This is a genomic window from Celeribacter ethanolicus (assembly GCF_001550095.1).
Taxonomy (GTDB): Bacteria; Pseudomonadota; Alphaproteobacteria; order Rhodobacterales; family Rhodobacteraceae; genus Celeribacter; species Celeribacter ethanolicus.
Genome location: NZ_LRUC01000036.1, coordinates 44,166 through 59,213, shown reverse-complemented (window position 1 = coordinate 59,213; position 15,048 = coordinate 44,166). Strand labels below are relative to the sequence as shown.

The following is a 15,048-nucleotide window of genomic DNA, read 5'->3' as shown; positions in this document are numbered from 1 at the left end:
CTATGCGTGTAGCTGGCTGATCCATTCAGCTGGCGTTTGCCCTCGGATAGATTATCCTAGTTTTTTAGTCAAGATATGTGCACTCATTCCCGGCTCAGCGCCACCACCGGATCGAGCCGTGCGGCATTGCGGGCTGGCAGGAAGCCGAAGGTCACGCCGATCAGGGTCGACGACAGAAATGCCACGACAATCGCGGTGGTCGAGAAACTCAACCGCACGCTGGAGGCGAATTCCTCAATCAGATAGCCGCCGGTCAGCGCGCCTAGAATACCGAGCACACCGCCGACGAGACAGACCATGACCGCTTCGATCAGGAACTGGCTGACGATATCCGAACGCCTGGCACCAATGGCGATGCGCACGCCGATTTCCTTGGTCCGTTCGGTGACGGAGACGAGCATGATGTTCATCACGCCGATACCGCCGACAACAAGGGAAATCACCGCGATCATCGCCACGAGATAGGTCAGCGTCTGAGTCGTCGACGTGATGGTTTCGCGAATCGTGTCGGAGTTCGACAGGAAGAAATCCTTGGTGCCGTGACGTGCGGTCAGAAGCGCGGTGATTTCCACCTCGGCCTGATCCATGTCGTAATCGTCGGCAACCCGGACACCGATGCTGCTCAGGTTATCCTGGCCGGAGACCCGCGCCATAGCCGTGGTATAGGGCACCCAGACATTGAGCGACGAAGGGCCGAAGGTTGCGCCGGTGGAGCGCACGATGCCGATCACCCGAACCGGCACGTTGCCGAGGAAAATCACCTCGCCGAGCGGATCGGTGCCTTCATCGAAAAACGTGTCCTCTGTGTCCTCGTCGATCACGGCAACCTGCGTGTAGCCCTCGATGTCCTCATCGCCGAACGCGGAGCCTAGGATCGTCTCATAGGCATGCACCTGAAAGTAATCGCCGGACACGCCATTGATCGACGCCGAGGCTTCGGTATTGCGATAACGCACCGTCGCGGAGGACGAGACGGCAGGCGAAACGCTGTCGGCAAGATCCATGAGCGCCAGCGCATCGGCATCCGACGGCACGAGCGTCTCGATCCGTCCCTGATCCCGCGCCCCGAAACCGGAGCCTGCCCGCACGGTGATCGTGTTCGTCCCGAGCGAGGAGATGTTCTCCAGCACCTTCTCCTGCGACCCGTTTCCGAGCGCCACCACCAGAACCACCGAGGCGATGCCGATGATAATGCCCAGCATGGTCAGGAAAGACCGCGTGCGATGGGCCAGCATGGCTTTGAGCGAGATGTTGAAGGCTTCGGTCAGGCGCCGGAAAGAGGCGCCCAGCCCGGCGGCCTGTTTCATGGGACGTTCGATTGTGGCCCGTGACGATGCGCCATCTTCCTTGCGCGTGTCGGAAATGATCCGCCCGTCGCTGATCTCGACGATCCGATGGGCGTGTTCGGCCACCTTTGGATCGTGTGTCACCATGACGATGGTGTGGCCCTTGGCATTCAGTTCCAGAAGCAGGTTGATCAGGTCTTCGCCGCTTTTGCTGTCGAGCGCACCTGTGGGCTCGTCGGCGAGGATCACCTCACCGCCGTTCATCAGAGCGCGCGCAACAGAGACCCGCTGTTGCTGGCCACCCGACAATTCAGAAGGCCTGTGATCGAGGCGGGTGTCGAGCCCCAACTGGGTCAGAAGCTCTTTCGCATGCTCGCGCCGCGCCGCCCGACCGGCCCCGGCGTAGATCGCGGGGACTTCCACGTTGCCCACGGCATCGAGATCGGGAAGCAGTTGATAGCGCTGGAAGATAAAACCAAAATGTTCGCGCCGGAGCTGCGCCAACTCGTCGGGTTCGAGATCGCTCACATCCTTGCCACTGAAACTGTAGGTCCCGGAACTGGCCCGATCGAGACAGCCAAGGATATTCATCAGCGTCGACTTCCCCGACCCCGAAGCGCCGATGATCGCGACCATCTCGCCCGGATAAATGTCGATATCGACATCGCGCAGCACGGTGATGGTTTCGTCCCCGGCCTGAAACGAGCGGCTGATGCCACGCGCGGAAATAAGCGGTTCGGTCATCTCAGAACATCCCTCCCGGCCCCATCCGGGTGCTGCCGGTCGCGGCGCTCACCGCCGCACCTGTCACCACGAGATCGCCCTCGTTCAGGCCCGACGTGATTTCCGCGATTACCTTGTTGTTCAGGCCAACCTCGACCTGCCGGGCTTGGCGCGTGTTGTCGGCTGCGTCGTAAATCTCGACCGTGTAACGCCCGTCCGCCCCGCCGCTCAGCGCCGAAGACGGCACGGTCAGCACATCGACCGCCTCGTCCAGCACGATGGACACTTCGGTCGTCATGCCGATGCGCAACAGATGGTCGGGGTTCTCAACCTCGAGCCGCCCGTTGTAATAGATCGCCTCATCCGTGCTGATCGTGTCGCTGTCCTCAATCTCGGACGGCGCAGGCTCGACGTCACGCACGGTGGCCTCGAACGCCTTGTCCGGTTCGCCCAGGATGGTGAAGCTAACCCTCTGCCCCGGCGCGACATGCACGACATCGGCCTCGGAAATCTCCGCCTTGACGATCATCTTGTCGAGATTGGCAAGCTTCACAATGGTCGGGGCATCCATGCTGGCGTTCACCGTCTGGCCCGCGTCCACCACAACGGCGACCACCGTTCCGGCCATGGGCGCGGTCACTTTCGTCCGGTCCAGCGCGATCTGCGCTGTCGAAACCTTGACCTCAGCACTGGATCTTTGCGCGTTCAAGGCATCGAGTTCGGCCTGATAGACCTCAAGCGTCGCCTCGGCCGCCTCGACATCTTCCTGCGACGCGTAATTCTGGGCATGAAGGCTGGTGACCCGGGTCAGGCTCAGTTCCGCCTGTTTGATATTGGCGCGCTTCGCCGCGATCTGTGCCTCGATATTGGCGAGATCCGCCTGCGCCTGCAAAAGGTCGTTCTGCTGATCTTCGCTGTCGATCTGCGCGATCAGATCGCCTGCCGCCACGGTATCGCCCAAGGCAACCGCCAGTTCCTCGATCTGACCCGAGGTCCGCGCGCCGACGCTGACCAGTTGGCTCGCCTCAATCACACCGGAGGCCAGGACGGTTTGCTGCACCGTGCCGCGGGCCACCTCCGCCGTCTGCGGTGGCGCAACTTCGGCATCCCCCCTGTACCAGGTCCAACCGAAATATCCGGCCACAACCACAAGAGCGACGATCAGCAGGCGCAACGGGGTTTTCATGACAAACCTTTCAAGCGAAACAGAAACGGGCCGTGAAACCCGCATTTAAGACATGATACGCAGATAGGCGCACACTCCGTCGCGTCCACCGGAAAATCATCACGAAAAACCGCCGGAACCCGAAGTCCCGGCGGTTTTGTCTCATGCCCATGCGTCACTTCATCCCGCAGGAACAAGCTGTGCCAAAGGTTCATAGGTTTCCTCGTAATGATCGAGCTCCGCCTCGAACCAAGCCGTACCCCGGGTCGCACCGCCCAGGGACTGGAACAGCTCCCCCTCGGCCATGGCGGGCAGGAGCGCGTTGAACACATCCCAGCCAGCGGCATCGGGATGGGCGTCAAAGCCGAGCACCTGCCCTTTGAGCCCGGTCACCATCGGCATCAACCCGCCGGAATAGACGCTCGGCACGTGAATCGCGATCTTGTCGATCGGTTGCAGCACCACCGGTTTGCACGCGGCCAAGGCCTCGCGCACCGCCGCCTTCGCCGCCGTCCGGAAGGCGAAGTCTGAACTGTCCACGGCATGATGCTTGCCATCGGTGAGCGTGACTTTCACATCGACGACCGGCAGACCGTTCGGTCCTTCGGCCAGCGCATCGCGCACCCCCGCCTCGACGGCGGACATGTAGTTGCGCGGCACGGCGCCGCCTTTCACGACTTCCTCGAAGACAAAGCCTTCGCCACGGGCCAGCGGCGCGACCTCGATCACCACATCGGCGAACTGCCCGGCACCGCCGGATTGTTTGCGGTGGCGATAATGCGTGCCGCCGGGTTTCGAGATGGTCTCCCGCAACGCGGGCGGGATAGGTTGGGTGTCGACGGGAACACCGAACACCTCGGTGAGTTTTTCGAGCACACGCCGCTGATGCAACGCCCCCTGGGTGGCCAGAACCGCCTTGCCGCTTTGCGCATCCTGTTCAATGGCCAGACCGGGGTCGATGTCCGCCAGCTTGCCGAGCGCCGCCGAAAGCCGCGCCTCGTCGCGTTCGTTTTGCGGCGCCAAAAGCACCCGGTTCTTCGGTTTGTGCGGCACGGCCCAGTCGGGCGTGTCGATGGCCTCCGAGGCGCCATAGATCGGCGCGCGCAAGCCGAGATGATCAGTTTTCACGGTCAGCCCGATGGCTCCCGGAGCCAATTTGGAGAGCGCGGTTTTCGTGTCGATGTCGACCAGTGATCCAATGGTTTCCCCCATCAGCACAGAGCCCGGTTTCAACGTCTCACCCACGGCACGGATCAGAACGGTCTTGCCAAGGTGTTTGATCTGATCGGCAAAAATCCCGACGGCCACCGGCGTCGCACCGAAGCGTTCGGTGAGTGTATCCACCGCAGGCACCTCGTGACGCAGGCTTTTCATCAGCCGCGTCAGCCCGTTGGCCCCCGTCGCGGAGCCGAGAAAGGCGGGGATCAGGTCATGATGCTGCAACACTTTCGTCGCCACGTCGTAAAGCTCATCGGACATCGGTTTCTGATCTTCGATCAGCTCTTCGAGCAGTCGATCATCGAAATCGGCGAGATGTTCCAAAAGCTCGGCGCGGGCCTCCGCTTCGCGCGCGCGGGCGGAATCCGGCATTTCGACCAAAGCCGAACGCTCGCCTTCCTTGAAGGCCCAGGCGCGTTCGGAAATCAGATCGACCATGCCGGTGATCTCGCCATTTTCGCGGATCGGCACTTCGCGCAACACGATGCCATGGGCAGAATAGGCCTGAAGCGCCGCTGCAATCTCGGCGGTGCGGTCGGTGGCGGCATCCACCTTGTTGATGAAAACAAGCGTCGGCAGGCCGGACGCCTCCAGCAGCCGCAAATACGGCGCAGCCAGAACCGCCGCCTCGGCTTCCGCCGGAACGCAAAGCACGGCAGCGTCGCTCACGGCAAGCGCCGCACCGGCCTGCGCCAACCCTTCGGCCCCGCCAGGGCAATCGAGAAGCGCCCAATCCTCATCGAGATAACGAAACAGGGTCACCGCGGTCTCGCCGAACAGGCTCAGAGAACGGGGCTTGCCCGTATCGAGCCCGGCAAGCGCCGCGGCCAATGCCGATTTGCCGGATTGTGACGGTCCTAGAATGGTGACGGTTTTCATGGCTATGTCTCCCGAGCTGCCCCGCGGACCCCGAATGGGCCCGCAATGGGTCGTGTCGGAGTGAAGCTACAGGTCAGGATGCGCCCTGACCTTGGCTCAGGTCAAGTTTGCGGGTTTTCTTCCGTCCCGTTCGCCAACCCGCCGGTGCGTCGGAAATCCACCAAAGCAAAGTCGATCAGCGCCCGCACCTTGCGCGGCAGGGTGCGCCCTTCGAGATAGACGACGCTGACCGGATGCTGAGGCCCGACACTCTCCGGCATCAAGGCCACAAGTCGCCCCGCCTCGAGATCGTCGCCCAGAACGAAGGTCGGACAAAAGGCGACGCCATGCCCGGCAACCGCCAGATCGCGGGCGGCGCGGGCACTGTTGACCATAAACCGCCCCGGCACCTGTATGAACACCTCCTGCCCCTCCGGCCCGAAAGGCCAGCGCATCGGATTGCGCCGGTTGGTATCGAGAATGCATTGGTGATCTATCAGGTCTTCGGGCTTTTCCGGAATGCCCTGGGCGTCGAGATAGGCCGGGGACGCCACGAGCACCGAGCTCAGCATGCCGAGTTTGCGACGTTTGAGCGAGGACACGGCCGAGGCCCCGATCCGAAAGGCCAGATCAATGCCCCCGGACGCGAGATCGACATAGGCGTCGCTCAGCCGCAGGTCGATGATCAGTTCCGGATGCGGCGCTGCAAAGCGCGCCAGCAGATCCTTGACGTAGACCTCGCCAAAGGTGACGGGAGCCGAAATGCGGATCGTACCGGAAAATCCGCGCGTGTCTTCGGTGACCTCACCCAGCATGGCGTCGAGATCGTCGAGAAGCGCCGGCGCACGGGACAGGAGATCTTCCCCCGAAGAGGTCAGCCCCACTCGTCGCGTGGTTCGCTGCAACAGGCGCACGCCAAGGCGCTCTTCCAATTCGGCCACATATTTCGAGGTCAGCCGGTTGGAGATCCCAAGCCGGTCCGCCGCCCCGGTAAAAGACCCGGTCTCCGCCGTGGCGACAAAGGCGCGCAATCCGTCGATCAGATCCATGGCATCCTCATTAAGAACAATATGGAGAAAGTTATTCCACACCTTCGCCATTCTATTCGATCCGCGCAAGTGCCATCTTCTATGCAAGACATCAGACCGCTCGCGCCCCGATCCCAGATCGGAAGAGCGATGAAAGGAGACGACCATGAGCATCGTACAACAGCTTCGTCAGCTCAAAGACAGCCTGAAATCCTCCGACCGCATGCCGGTCGTGTTCCTCGGCCATGGCAGCCCGATGAACGCCATCGAAGACAACGAATATTCCCGCAGCTGGTCTGCGCTCGGCAATGCCCTGCCGCATCCACAGGCGATCCTCGTGGTCTCCGCGCACTGGATGACCCGGGGCTCGACGCTGGTGGATATTTCGCGCATGCCGAAAACCATCCATGATTTCTATGGCTTCCCGGACGAGCTTTTCGCCCAGCAATACCCTGCCCCCGGTGCGCCCGATGTGGCGAAAGAAGTGGTGAGCCTGCTGGCCAGCCACCATGCCGCAGGCGACGACACTTGGGGGCTTGATCACGGCGCGTGGTCGGTGTTGAAATTCCTCTATCCGGGCGCCGATGTGCCGGTGTTCCAACTGTCGATCGACATGACCAAGGACCTGCCGCATCATCTTGAGATCGGACAGGCACTCAAGGAGCTGCGCAATCGCGGCGTGCTGATTCTGGGTTCCGGCAACGTGGTTCACAACCTGCGCACCATGCGTTGGGGCGGCAAGCCCTATGACTGGGCCGAAGAATTCGACGATCTCTTTGCCGACCGTCTGCAAATGCGCGACCACGCCACGCTGAGCGACCGGCAAGGGCTCGGCAATCTGTTGAAAATGGCGCACCCGTCGCTTGATCACTACCTGCCTGCGCTCACCATCGCGGGGGCTTCGGACAAAGACGACCATCTGCTGTTCATGAACGACTCGATCGACATCGGCTCCGTCTCGATGCGCAGCTTCGTCTATTACTGAGAGGGCCGATCATGCTTGTTGAAGGCGTTTGGACGAAAAACTGGACCCCGGTTCAGAAGGCCGACAAGAAAGGCCGCTTCGTGCGGCAAGTGTCGAGCTTTCGCAACTGGATCACGCCGGACGGCTCTGCGGGGCCGACGGGTGTGGGCGGTTTCAAGGCGGAAGCCGGGCGTTACCGGCTTTTCGTCGCCTATATCTGCCCCTGGGCCTCGCGCACTCTGATGGCGCGGGCCCTCAAAGGGCTCGAAGAAATCATTCCCGTGACGGTGCTGAACCCGACGCTGACCGATCAGGGGTGGCAATTCGGCGGCTATCCGGGCGCCGACGTGGCCAATCCGCTGTATGGGGCCGCCTATCTTCACGAGCTTTACACCCGCGCCGATCCGCATGTGTCAGGGCGGGCCACGGTGCCGGTTCTGTGGGACACCAAGACGGAAACCATCGTCAACAACGAGAGCGCCGACATCATCCGCATGCTCGACACCGCGTTTGAACATCTCGTGCCCTCGGATGTCCGGCTCTACCCGGAGGAGCTCGCAGGCGAGATCGACGCGCTGAACCCGCAGATCTACGACAAGCTCAACAACGGGGTCTACAAGGCAGGGTTTGCCTCTTCGCAGGAGGCTTACGATGAGGCGGTCGAGGGCGTGTTCGAGATGCTGGAAGCGTTGGAAGACCGGCTCACCGGCACCTACCAGTTCGGCGAACATCTGACCGAAACGGATATTCGCACCTTCGTGACCCTGATCCGCTTTGATGCCGCCTATCACGGCATCTTCAAATGTAATCGCAAACAGATCGCGGATTACCCTCGCCTCTCGGCCTATATGGAGCGCATTCTGCGCCTTCCGGGCATCCGGGCAACGGTGAATATGGATCACATCACGCGAGGCTATTATTCGATCAAGGCGCTCAATCCCACCGGCATTCGCCCCACAGGGCCGGCGCATATCGAAGCCCTTCTGGCGTCGGTCTAAGCCGCGCCTTCTTCGATCGGCAGCACATCGACCGCCTGTGAGGTTTCATGCCCGCCGGAGGTGCGCATCGCGCCCCGGACGGGGGCCACGTCCTCGTAATCGCGGCCATAGCCGATGGTGATGTAATCCGTCCCGGCGAACTGATTGTTCGTCGGGTCGAATTCAATCCAGCCCAATTGGTTGCCAACCCAGGCGCGCACCCAGGCATGCATCGCATCCGCGCCTTCGAGCCTCGGCTGACCCGGCGGCGGGAAGGTGCGCAGAAAACCCGAAACGTACCCCGCCGGAATGCCAATGCCGCGCAGGGCCGCAATCATCACATGGGCGAAATCCTGACAGACGCCGTGGCGTTTCTCAAACGCCTCCTCGGGCGGCGTATCGACATCGGTCGCCTCCGGATCGAAAGCCATGTCGCGATTGAGCGCCCGCCCAACGGCCTCGACCGCACCCAAGGCGGTCACGCCTTCGTTCAGGCACTCCCAGGCATACTCCGTAATCGCCCCCGAAAGCGCGACGCGCGGCGAGGCGGCGATGAAATGATGCGGCGCTTCCGGGGCGAGAGACGGCACCATCAACAGCTCATGATGCAACTCGTCGAGCGGCGGTGAGAAGTCGAAAATCGGTGCCGGTTCAAACCGTTCGATCCGGGCGGTCAGTTGCAGTTTCAGCGCGTCAATCGGCCGGTGCCACGCCACCATACTGGTTTCGTTGAGGAAAAAATCGCGCCCGTCGCGGCGCTCCTGCGGGCGCGGATGGACCGTTAGCAGTCTTTGCCGCACGGTCTGCACGCCGGGGATATCGGAGGGCAAAAGCCGCAGGATGTTACGCGTCCGGTCGGAGGCGGCATCATAGCTATAGTCGATGGTCAGGCTGACATCATAAAGCATGGCTTACCTCAAATAGATCGAGGACAGCAGATCGGAGATGCGCGCCAACTCGCCCCGGATCGCATTGAACCGCGCCACCGTCATTTCCTCGGTCCGGGCACAGGCGATCCCGGTCTCAAGCGGCAGGATCACCCGGAGCAATTCCGACGGACGGCCATGCAGCTGTGCGTTGGGAAAAGCCTCGGCATGTTTGCGCAGTTCCCGCACGAGGAACAACAACCCGCGCGGGTTGTCGGCATCGAGCGCCAGAAGATCGACCACCGTGTCGCGATTGCTCTCAACACGATACCGACGCTGGTGGGTGATGATCGAATCGCCCACCTCGACCGCAAGATCGAGCGAGCCTTCGGGCGCTTTCGGATCGGAAAACGCCGCCAGAAGGGCGGCCATCGCATCGGCACGTTCAAGGGCACGCCCGAAACTCAGAAACCGCCAGCCCGCAAAGCGATACATGTTTTCATGCACGAGCCCGGTGATCCCGGCGATCTTGCGCACCAAAACCGACATAGCCCGCGCACTGTCATCGCCGGGCTGAACCGTTTCAAGCATCCGCGTCGCGGTTTTCAACAGATCGCCAAGCGCCGACATGCCATCGGTCGAGAACCGGTCCCGCACCCGCATGGCACAATTGCGCGCCGCCGCGATCCGGGTGATCAGAGCTTCGGGCATGGGCTGAGCAAGGTCGATACCGAAGCCTTCGAGATAGTCGCGCAACATCTTCAGACGCGGATCGTTGCGGTTGTCGGTCGCTGCCAGCCGCAGATGATAGGCCCGTACCAGACGCGCGGCATCCTCGGTCCGCTCCATATAGCGCCCGAGCCAATACAGATTGTCGGCGGCGCGCGCCGGAAGCACGCCGGGGCTGACGCGGCGATAATTGCCTTCCACCTGACGCTTCGGACCTTCCTTCGGCAGAGGCCGGTCGGAGACCACCCAAACGTCGGCCACGGACCCGCCGCGCTGCATCGCAAGCGCCGTGGCGTCGTCGGAACTGCCGATCCGCGCGTAGCCGCCCTTCATGAAATGCCAACCCAGCGCAGTCCGCGCCGCAAAGACCCGCACGGTCATCGGACGCGGCACGAGGCTTCCGCTTTCACCATCGTCATCCCAAGCTGGGGTGGTCGAGAGCGTCACCGCCTCCTGTCCCACCAACCGGTCGCCTTCGCGATCGAGCCAGTCAGCAATAGACCCCATAGCCGTGCCGCGGAACTCGCCGCCCAGCGCCGTGGTCGCGCCAAGATCAAAGGGCAAGTCCACCGCATCCGCCGGGCTGATCAGCATGTTTTGGGCATTGTCTCGCACATAGTTGCGCTCGTTCACACCACCGCACCACCACGTCGCGATGTTCGGCAGTTTGAGAGCCTCCCCCATCAGCACCTCGCTGATCCGGGGCAGAAACGCCATCATCGCCCGCATTTCCAAGACACCCGAGCCAAACGCATTGGCCATCGCCAGATGCCCGGTGCGGACGGCCTCCATCAGACCGGGCGTGCCGATCTGCGAGGTGGGGTTGAATTCCAGCGGATCGGCGAACAGGGCGTCGATCCGGCGCCAGAGCATGCCAAGCGGCTGCAACCCCTCGATGGTCCGCACCATGGCCTCACCATTCTCGACCACGATGTCCTCGCCTTCGAGCAGCATCATGCCGAGGTAGCGCGCGATATAGGTATGTTCGTAATAGGTGTCGTTCGACGGTCCGGGCGTCAGGATGCCGCTCATGCGCGGGTGTTTGTAGGACGGCGAAGCCAGCTCCTCGGTCGCCTCGCGGAAGGCGCTGAAGAACCCGGCCAGTTTGTGAATATGCGCGCGCGGGAAGCGTTCGGGGAAAATCCGCCCCGTCGCCATCCGGTTTTCAAGCGCAAAGCCCGCCCCCGAAGGTGCCTGCGTGCGATCGCCCAAAACGAACCACGAGCCATCCGGCGAGCGCCCGATCTCGAAGGCGATGAAATGCAGATAATGCCCGCCGCGCGGCTCAACCCCCACCATCGGGCGCAACCATTGCGGCGAGCGCGCCACCAGTTCCGCGGGCAAGTGGCCGTCACTGACAAGGCTGCCGGGGCCGTAAAGATCGGCCATCACTCGTTCGAGCAGATCGGCGCGTTGCGTCAGACCCGCGCAGATATGCTCCCATTCCAGCTCATGCAGGATCACCGGAATATGCGACAGCGGCCAGGCGCGTTCGGCGAGGGGATCGTTGGAATATTGCCGAAAAAACACGCCCGCATCGCGCAGGTATTGATCCCCGCGCTCAAAGCGGGCGCGGATGTCTTCAGGAGACAGCCGGGAAAACCGATCGACAAAACGGCGCCACACGGGCCGCATCTGGCCCGTGGCGTCGAACAGCTCGTCGGCCACACCGGAGGTTTGCCCATAGGAGGCAAACAGGTCCGGCTGGGCGGAGACCCGTATCGGGTTTTGCGTCATTGCGAAAGTCCGGTCTCGTCGTCAGATACCTCAGATGAGCCCAATGGGCCGTCTGAGGTCAAGCGTCAAGGGGAACTCCGGGTGCGGCACTTCGGTTCCCGGCGTATAGCTTCCGGGGGTATGGCCATAAGGTTCGAACCGCGCCAGACGCCGCGCCTCTGCCTCGTTACCATTGACGGGGAAGGTGTCGTAGTTCCGCCCGCCAGGGTGCGCGACGTGATAGGTACAGCCCGCAATCGGACGCCCGCTCCAATCGTCATAAATGTCGAAATGCAGCGGCGCATTGACCGGCAACACCGGGTGCAGCGCTTCAGGCGGTTGCCAGGCTTTGAACCGAACGCCCGCGACCGAAACACCGGAGGTTTGGGTTTTCGCCAAAGGCACGGGGCGGCGGTTGCACATGATCCGATAGCGGTCCTGATGCAGCGTCGTCATCTTGACCTGAAGTCGCTCGACGGAGCTGTCCGTGTAACGCACCGTGCCGCCGATGGCGCCGGTTTCGCCCAGCACATGCCAAGGCTCAAGTGCTTGGCGGACCTCAAGATGCACGCCTTCCGCTTCGATCTGACCGCAGAAGGGGAAACGGAACTCGGCCTGCGCCTTGTACCATTCCGGGTCCATGTCGAACCCGTGATGTTTGAGATCGGCCAGAAGCGAGAGCAGGTCATCCCAGAGGTAATGCGGCAACATGAAGCGGTCGTGCAGCACCGTGCCCCAGCGCACCGGCTTGCCCTCAATGGGCACATTCCAACAGCGCGCGATGATGGCGCGCAACAGAAGCTGCTGCGCCAGAGACATGCGCGGGTCCGGCGGCATCTCGAAACCGCGGAATTCGACAAGGCCCAGACGGCCGGTCGGCCCATCGGGGGAGAACAGTTTGTCGATGCAAATTTCTGCCCGGTGGGTGTTGCCGGTCACATCGGTGAGCATGTTGCGCAAGAGACGGTCGACCAGCCACGCGGGCGGCACGGCGGCCTCGGAGGGCGGTTTGATCTGCGACAGCGCGATTTCCAGCTCGTAGAGCGTGTCGTGGCGGGCTTCGTCGATGCGCGGGGCCTGAGAGGTCGGGCCGATGAACAGACCCGAGAACAGGTAGGACAGCGACGGGTGCCGTTGCCAGATCAGGATCAGCGACTTGAGCAAATCCGGACGCCGCAGGAAAGGCGAGTCCGACGGCGTCGCGCCACCGACCACAACGTGGTTGCCGCCGCCTGTGCCGGTGTGCCGCCCGTCGATCATGAACTTGTCGGCGCCAAGCCGCGACTGGCGCGCCTCTTCATAGATCGCTTCGGTCGTCGCCACACAATCGTCCCAGCTATGGGCCGGATGAATGTTCACCTCGATCACACCCGGATCGGGGGCGACGCGAATGACATTGAGACGCGGATCGTGCGGCGGGGAATAGCCCTCGATATGGATCGGCAGGCCAAGCTCCTCGGCGGTGGTTTCCGCCGTGGCGAGCAGTTCGAGATAATCCTCCAACGTCTCACAGGGCGGCATGAACAGGCACAAACGTCCGTCGCGCGGCTCGATGGTGATCGCGGTCCGCACCTGACCGCCTTTCGGATCGACGCCCTGCGCCATGATCCTTTGCCGTTCCACACCGTCGCTCTGCGCCTCGGACACCGGCTGACTGCGCTCGCCCGTGGTTTCGGGCAGCATCTCGGCGCGCTCCTTGGCCTCCAATGCGATGCGCGCGGCCTCTTCCCGTTCCATCTGGGCGATCTCTTCGCGCACCTTTTTGCGGCGTTCGTCGAGTGCGGCATGGAAATCCGGCAGAGGCGCGTGATCCATCATCGGATCGGCGGGGTAGGAATAGGGATAGGCGGCGGGCGGGATATAGGGCAAGGCATTGAGCGGCAGGCGGAAGCCCACCGGGCTGTCACCGGGGATCAGAAACAGATGCCCGCGTCGGGTTTTCCAAAGCTCGGAGAGCCAGCTCGACCCCGCTTTCGATTGCCACCGCTGGATCGGCAAAACATAGCCCGACGGTTCTGTCAGGCCACGGGAGAACACGCGGGCGAAACGCGCGCGATCTTCGGGGTTTTTGAGCTTGTTGTTCTCCGGCGTGACGTTTTCCGGCAGGAGCGATTCCTTCAAAATCCACTCGCCGGGGTCCTCATAAGCAGGCTGGGCATTCTCCGGATCGACGCCAAGGTTCGCCGCAAAGCTTTTCATGAAATCGCCCGCTTCTTTCGCCCCGGCGGGGGCAGGCGTGTCTTCCTTGGCGATCAGATCGGGATTCTTCCAGACCGGTTTGCCGTCATGACGCCAATAGAGTGAAAAGGTCCACCGCGGCAGGCTTTCGCCCGGATACCATTTGCCCTGCCCGTAATGCAGGAAACCACCGGGCGCAAAGCGATCCCTGAGACGCCGGATCAGCTTGTCGGCCAATCCGCGTTTTTGCGGCCCGACGGCGGCGGTATTCCATTCATCGCTCTCGAAATCGTCGATCGACACAAAGGTCGGCTCGCCGCCCATGGTCAGGCGCACGTCGCCCTCTTTCAGCGCCTCGTCCACCTTGTGTCCCAGCGCGTTGAGCCGATCCCAGCTTTCCTCCGAGAAGGGTTTGGTGATCCGGGGATGTTCGGCCACGCGTTTGACCTGCATGTCGAAATCGAAGGTGACCTCGGGCGTGCCGACCGAGGAAAAGCCCCCGGCGATGGGCGCTGCGTTGCGATAATGCGGCGTCGCAGCCAGAGGAATATGGCTTTCCCCGGTCAAAAGCCCGGAAGTCGGATCGAGCCCGATCCAGCCCGCACCGGGAAGGAAGACTTCGCACCAGGCGTGCAGGTCTGTGAAATCGTGATCCGTACCGGAGGGCCCATCGAGCGCCTCAAGATCGGGTTTGAGCTGAATGAGATAACCGGAGACGAAGCGCGCGGCAAAACCCAGATGGCGCAGCACCTGCACCAGCAACCAGGAACTGTCGCGGCACGACCCGGATTTGCACGACAGCGTCTCATCCGGCGTCTGCACCCCCGGTTCCATGCGGATGGTGTAATCCACGAAATCGGAAATCCTGGCGTTCAGCCCGACAAGGAAATCGACCGTGCGGACCTTTTCCCCATCTTTCGGGAAATCGAGCGCGCCCATGAATTGCGCCAAAAGCGGACCTTCGGGCTCCGGCGTGCGGTAGATCACCAGATCGTCCTTGAGATCGTCCGGGTATTCGAACGGCCAATGTTCCGCACTTTCCTCGACGAAGAAATCGAACGGGTTATAGACGGTCATATCCGCGACCAGATCGACCTCGATCTTGAATTCGCGCACCGGTTCCGGGAAGACGAAGCGGGACTGCCAGTTGCCGTAAGGGTCTTGCTGGTGGTTCACGAAATGCCCGGCGGGCGTCACCTTGAGCGAATGCGAAATCACCCGGGTGCGCGAATGCGGCGCGGGGCGCAGGCGGATGATCTGGGGGCCAAGCTCGACGTTGCGATCGTATTTGTAATGGGTGACGTGATGAATGGATGCGTAGATCGCCATAGTCCTGCCTT

General features: G+C 62.3%; 9 protein-coding genes. 2 read left to right on the top strand and 7 right to left on the bottom strand.

The window, feature by feature from the left end; translation table 11 throughout:
- Nucleotides 1–83: 83 nt before the first annotated feature.
- The 4 genes from NH195_RS13210 to NH195_RS13195 all read right to left on the bottom strand — a co-directional run bounded on the left by NH195_RS13210 (nt 84) and on the right by NH195_RS13195 (nt 6,299).
- On the bottom strand, nt 84–2,030 hold the full coding sequence (locus tag NH195_RS13210) for a MacB family efflux pump subunit (RefSeq protein ID WP_066707695.1): 1,947 nt from the start codon (nt 2,028–2,030) through the stop codon (nt 84–86).
- Between the two features lies 1 nt (nt 2,031).
- Nucleotides 2,032–3,195: an efflux RND transporter periplasmic adaptor subunit gene (locus tag NH195_RS13205; protein WP_066707692.1), complete on the bottom strand. Its 1,164-nt coding sequence runs from the start codon at nt 3,193–3,195 to the stop codon at nt 2,032–2,034.
- Nucleotides 3,196–3,354: 159 nt separating this feature from the next.
- The gene (locus tag NH195_RS13200; protein WP_066707689.1) at nt 3,355–5,271 is read right to left on the bottom strand and encodes an elongation factor G; all 1,917 of its coding nucleotides are present in this window, start codon (nt 5,269–5,271) and stop codon (nt 3,355–3,357) included.
- A gap of 101 nt (nt 5,272–5,372) precedes the next feature.
- Nucleotides 5,373–6,299, bottom strand: a complete 927-nt coding sequence (locus NH195_RS13195; protein ID WP_066707685.1) for a LysR family transcriptional regulator — start codon at nt 6,297–6,299, stop codon at nt 5,373–5,375.
- A gap of 145 nt (nt 6,300–6,444) precedes the next feature.
- Here NH195_RS13195 and ygiD point away from each other — a divergent pair, with 145 nt between their 5' ends.
- Both ygiD and NH195_RS13185 read left to right on the top strand, forming a co-directional pair.
- A complete protein-coding gene (gene ygiD / locus NH195_RS13190) occupies nt 6,445–7,263 on the top strand; it encodes a 4,5-DOPA-extradiol-dioxygenase (protein WP_066707682.1) in 819 nt (272 codons plus the stop codon).
- Between the two features lie 11 nt (nt 7,264–7,274).
- Nucleotides 7,275–8,240, top strand: coding sequence for a glutathione S-transferase family protein (locus tag NH195_RS13185; protein WP_066707680.1), 966 nt, complete (start codon nt 7,275–7,277; stop codon nt 8,238–8,240).
- Here NH195_RS13185 and NH195_RS13180 read toward each other — a convergent pair.
- The 3 genes from NH195_RS13180 to NH195_RS13170 are packed head-to-tail and all read right to left on the bottom strand — an operon-like array spanning nt 8,237 to nt 15,037.
- Entirely contained in the window at nt 8,237–9,127 is an 891-nt protein-coding gene (locus NH195_RS13180) for a transglutaminase family protein (RefSeq protein ID WP_066707678.1), read from the bottom strand. The genes NH195_RS13185 and NH195_RS13180 overlap by 4 nt on opposite strands.
- Nucleotides 9,128–9,130: 3 nt before the next feature.
- Entirely contained in the window at nt 9,131–11,551 is a 2,421-nt protein-coding gene (locus NH195_RS13175; RefSeq protein WP_066707675.1) for a circularly permuted type 2 ATP-grasp protein, read from the bottom strand.
- A gap of 30 nt (nt 11,552–11,581) precedes the next feature.
- On the bottom strand, nt 11,582–15,037 hold the full coding sequence (locus NH195_RS13170; protein ID WP_066707672.1) for a transglutaminase family protein: 3,456 nt from the start codon (nt 15,035–15,037) through the stop codon (nt 11,582–11,584).
- Nucleotides 15,038–15,048 lie beyond the last annotated feature (11 nt).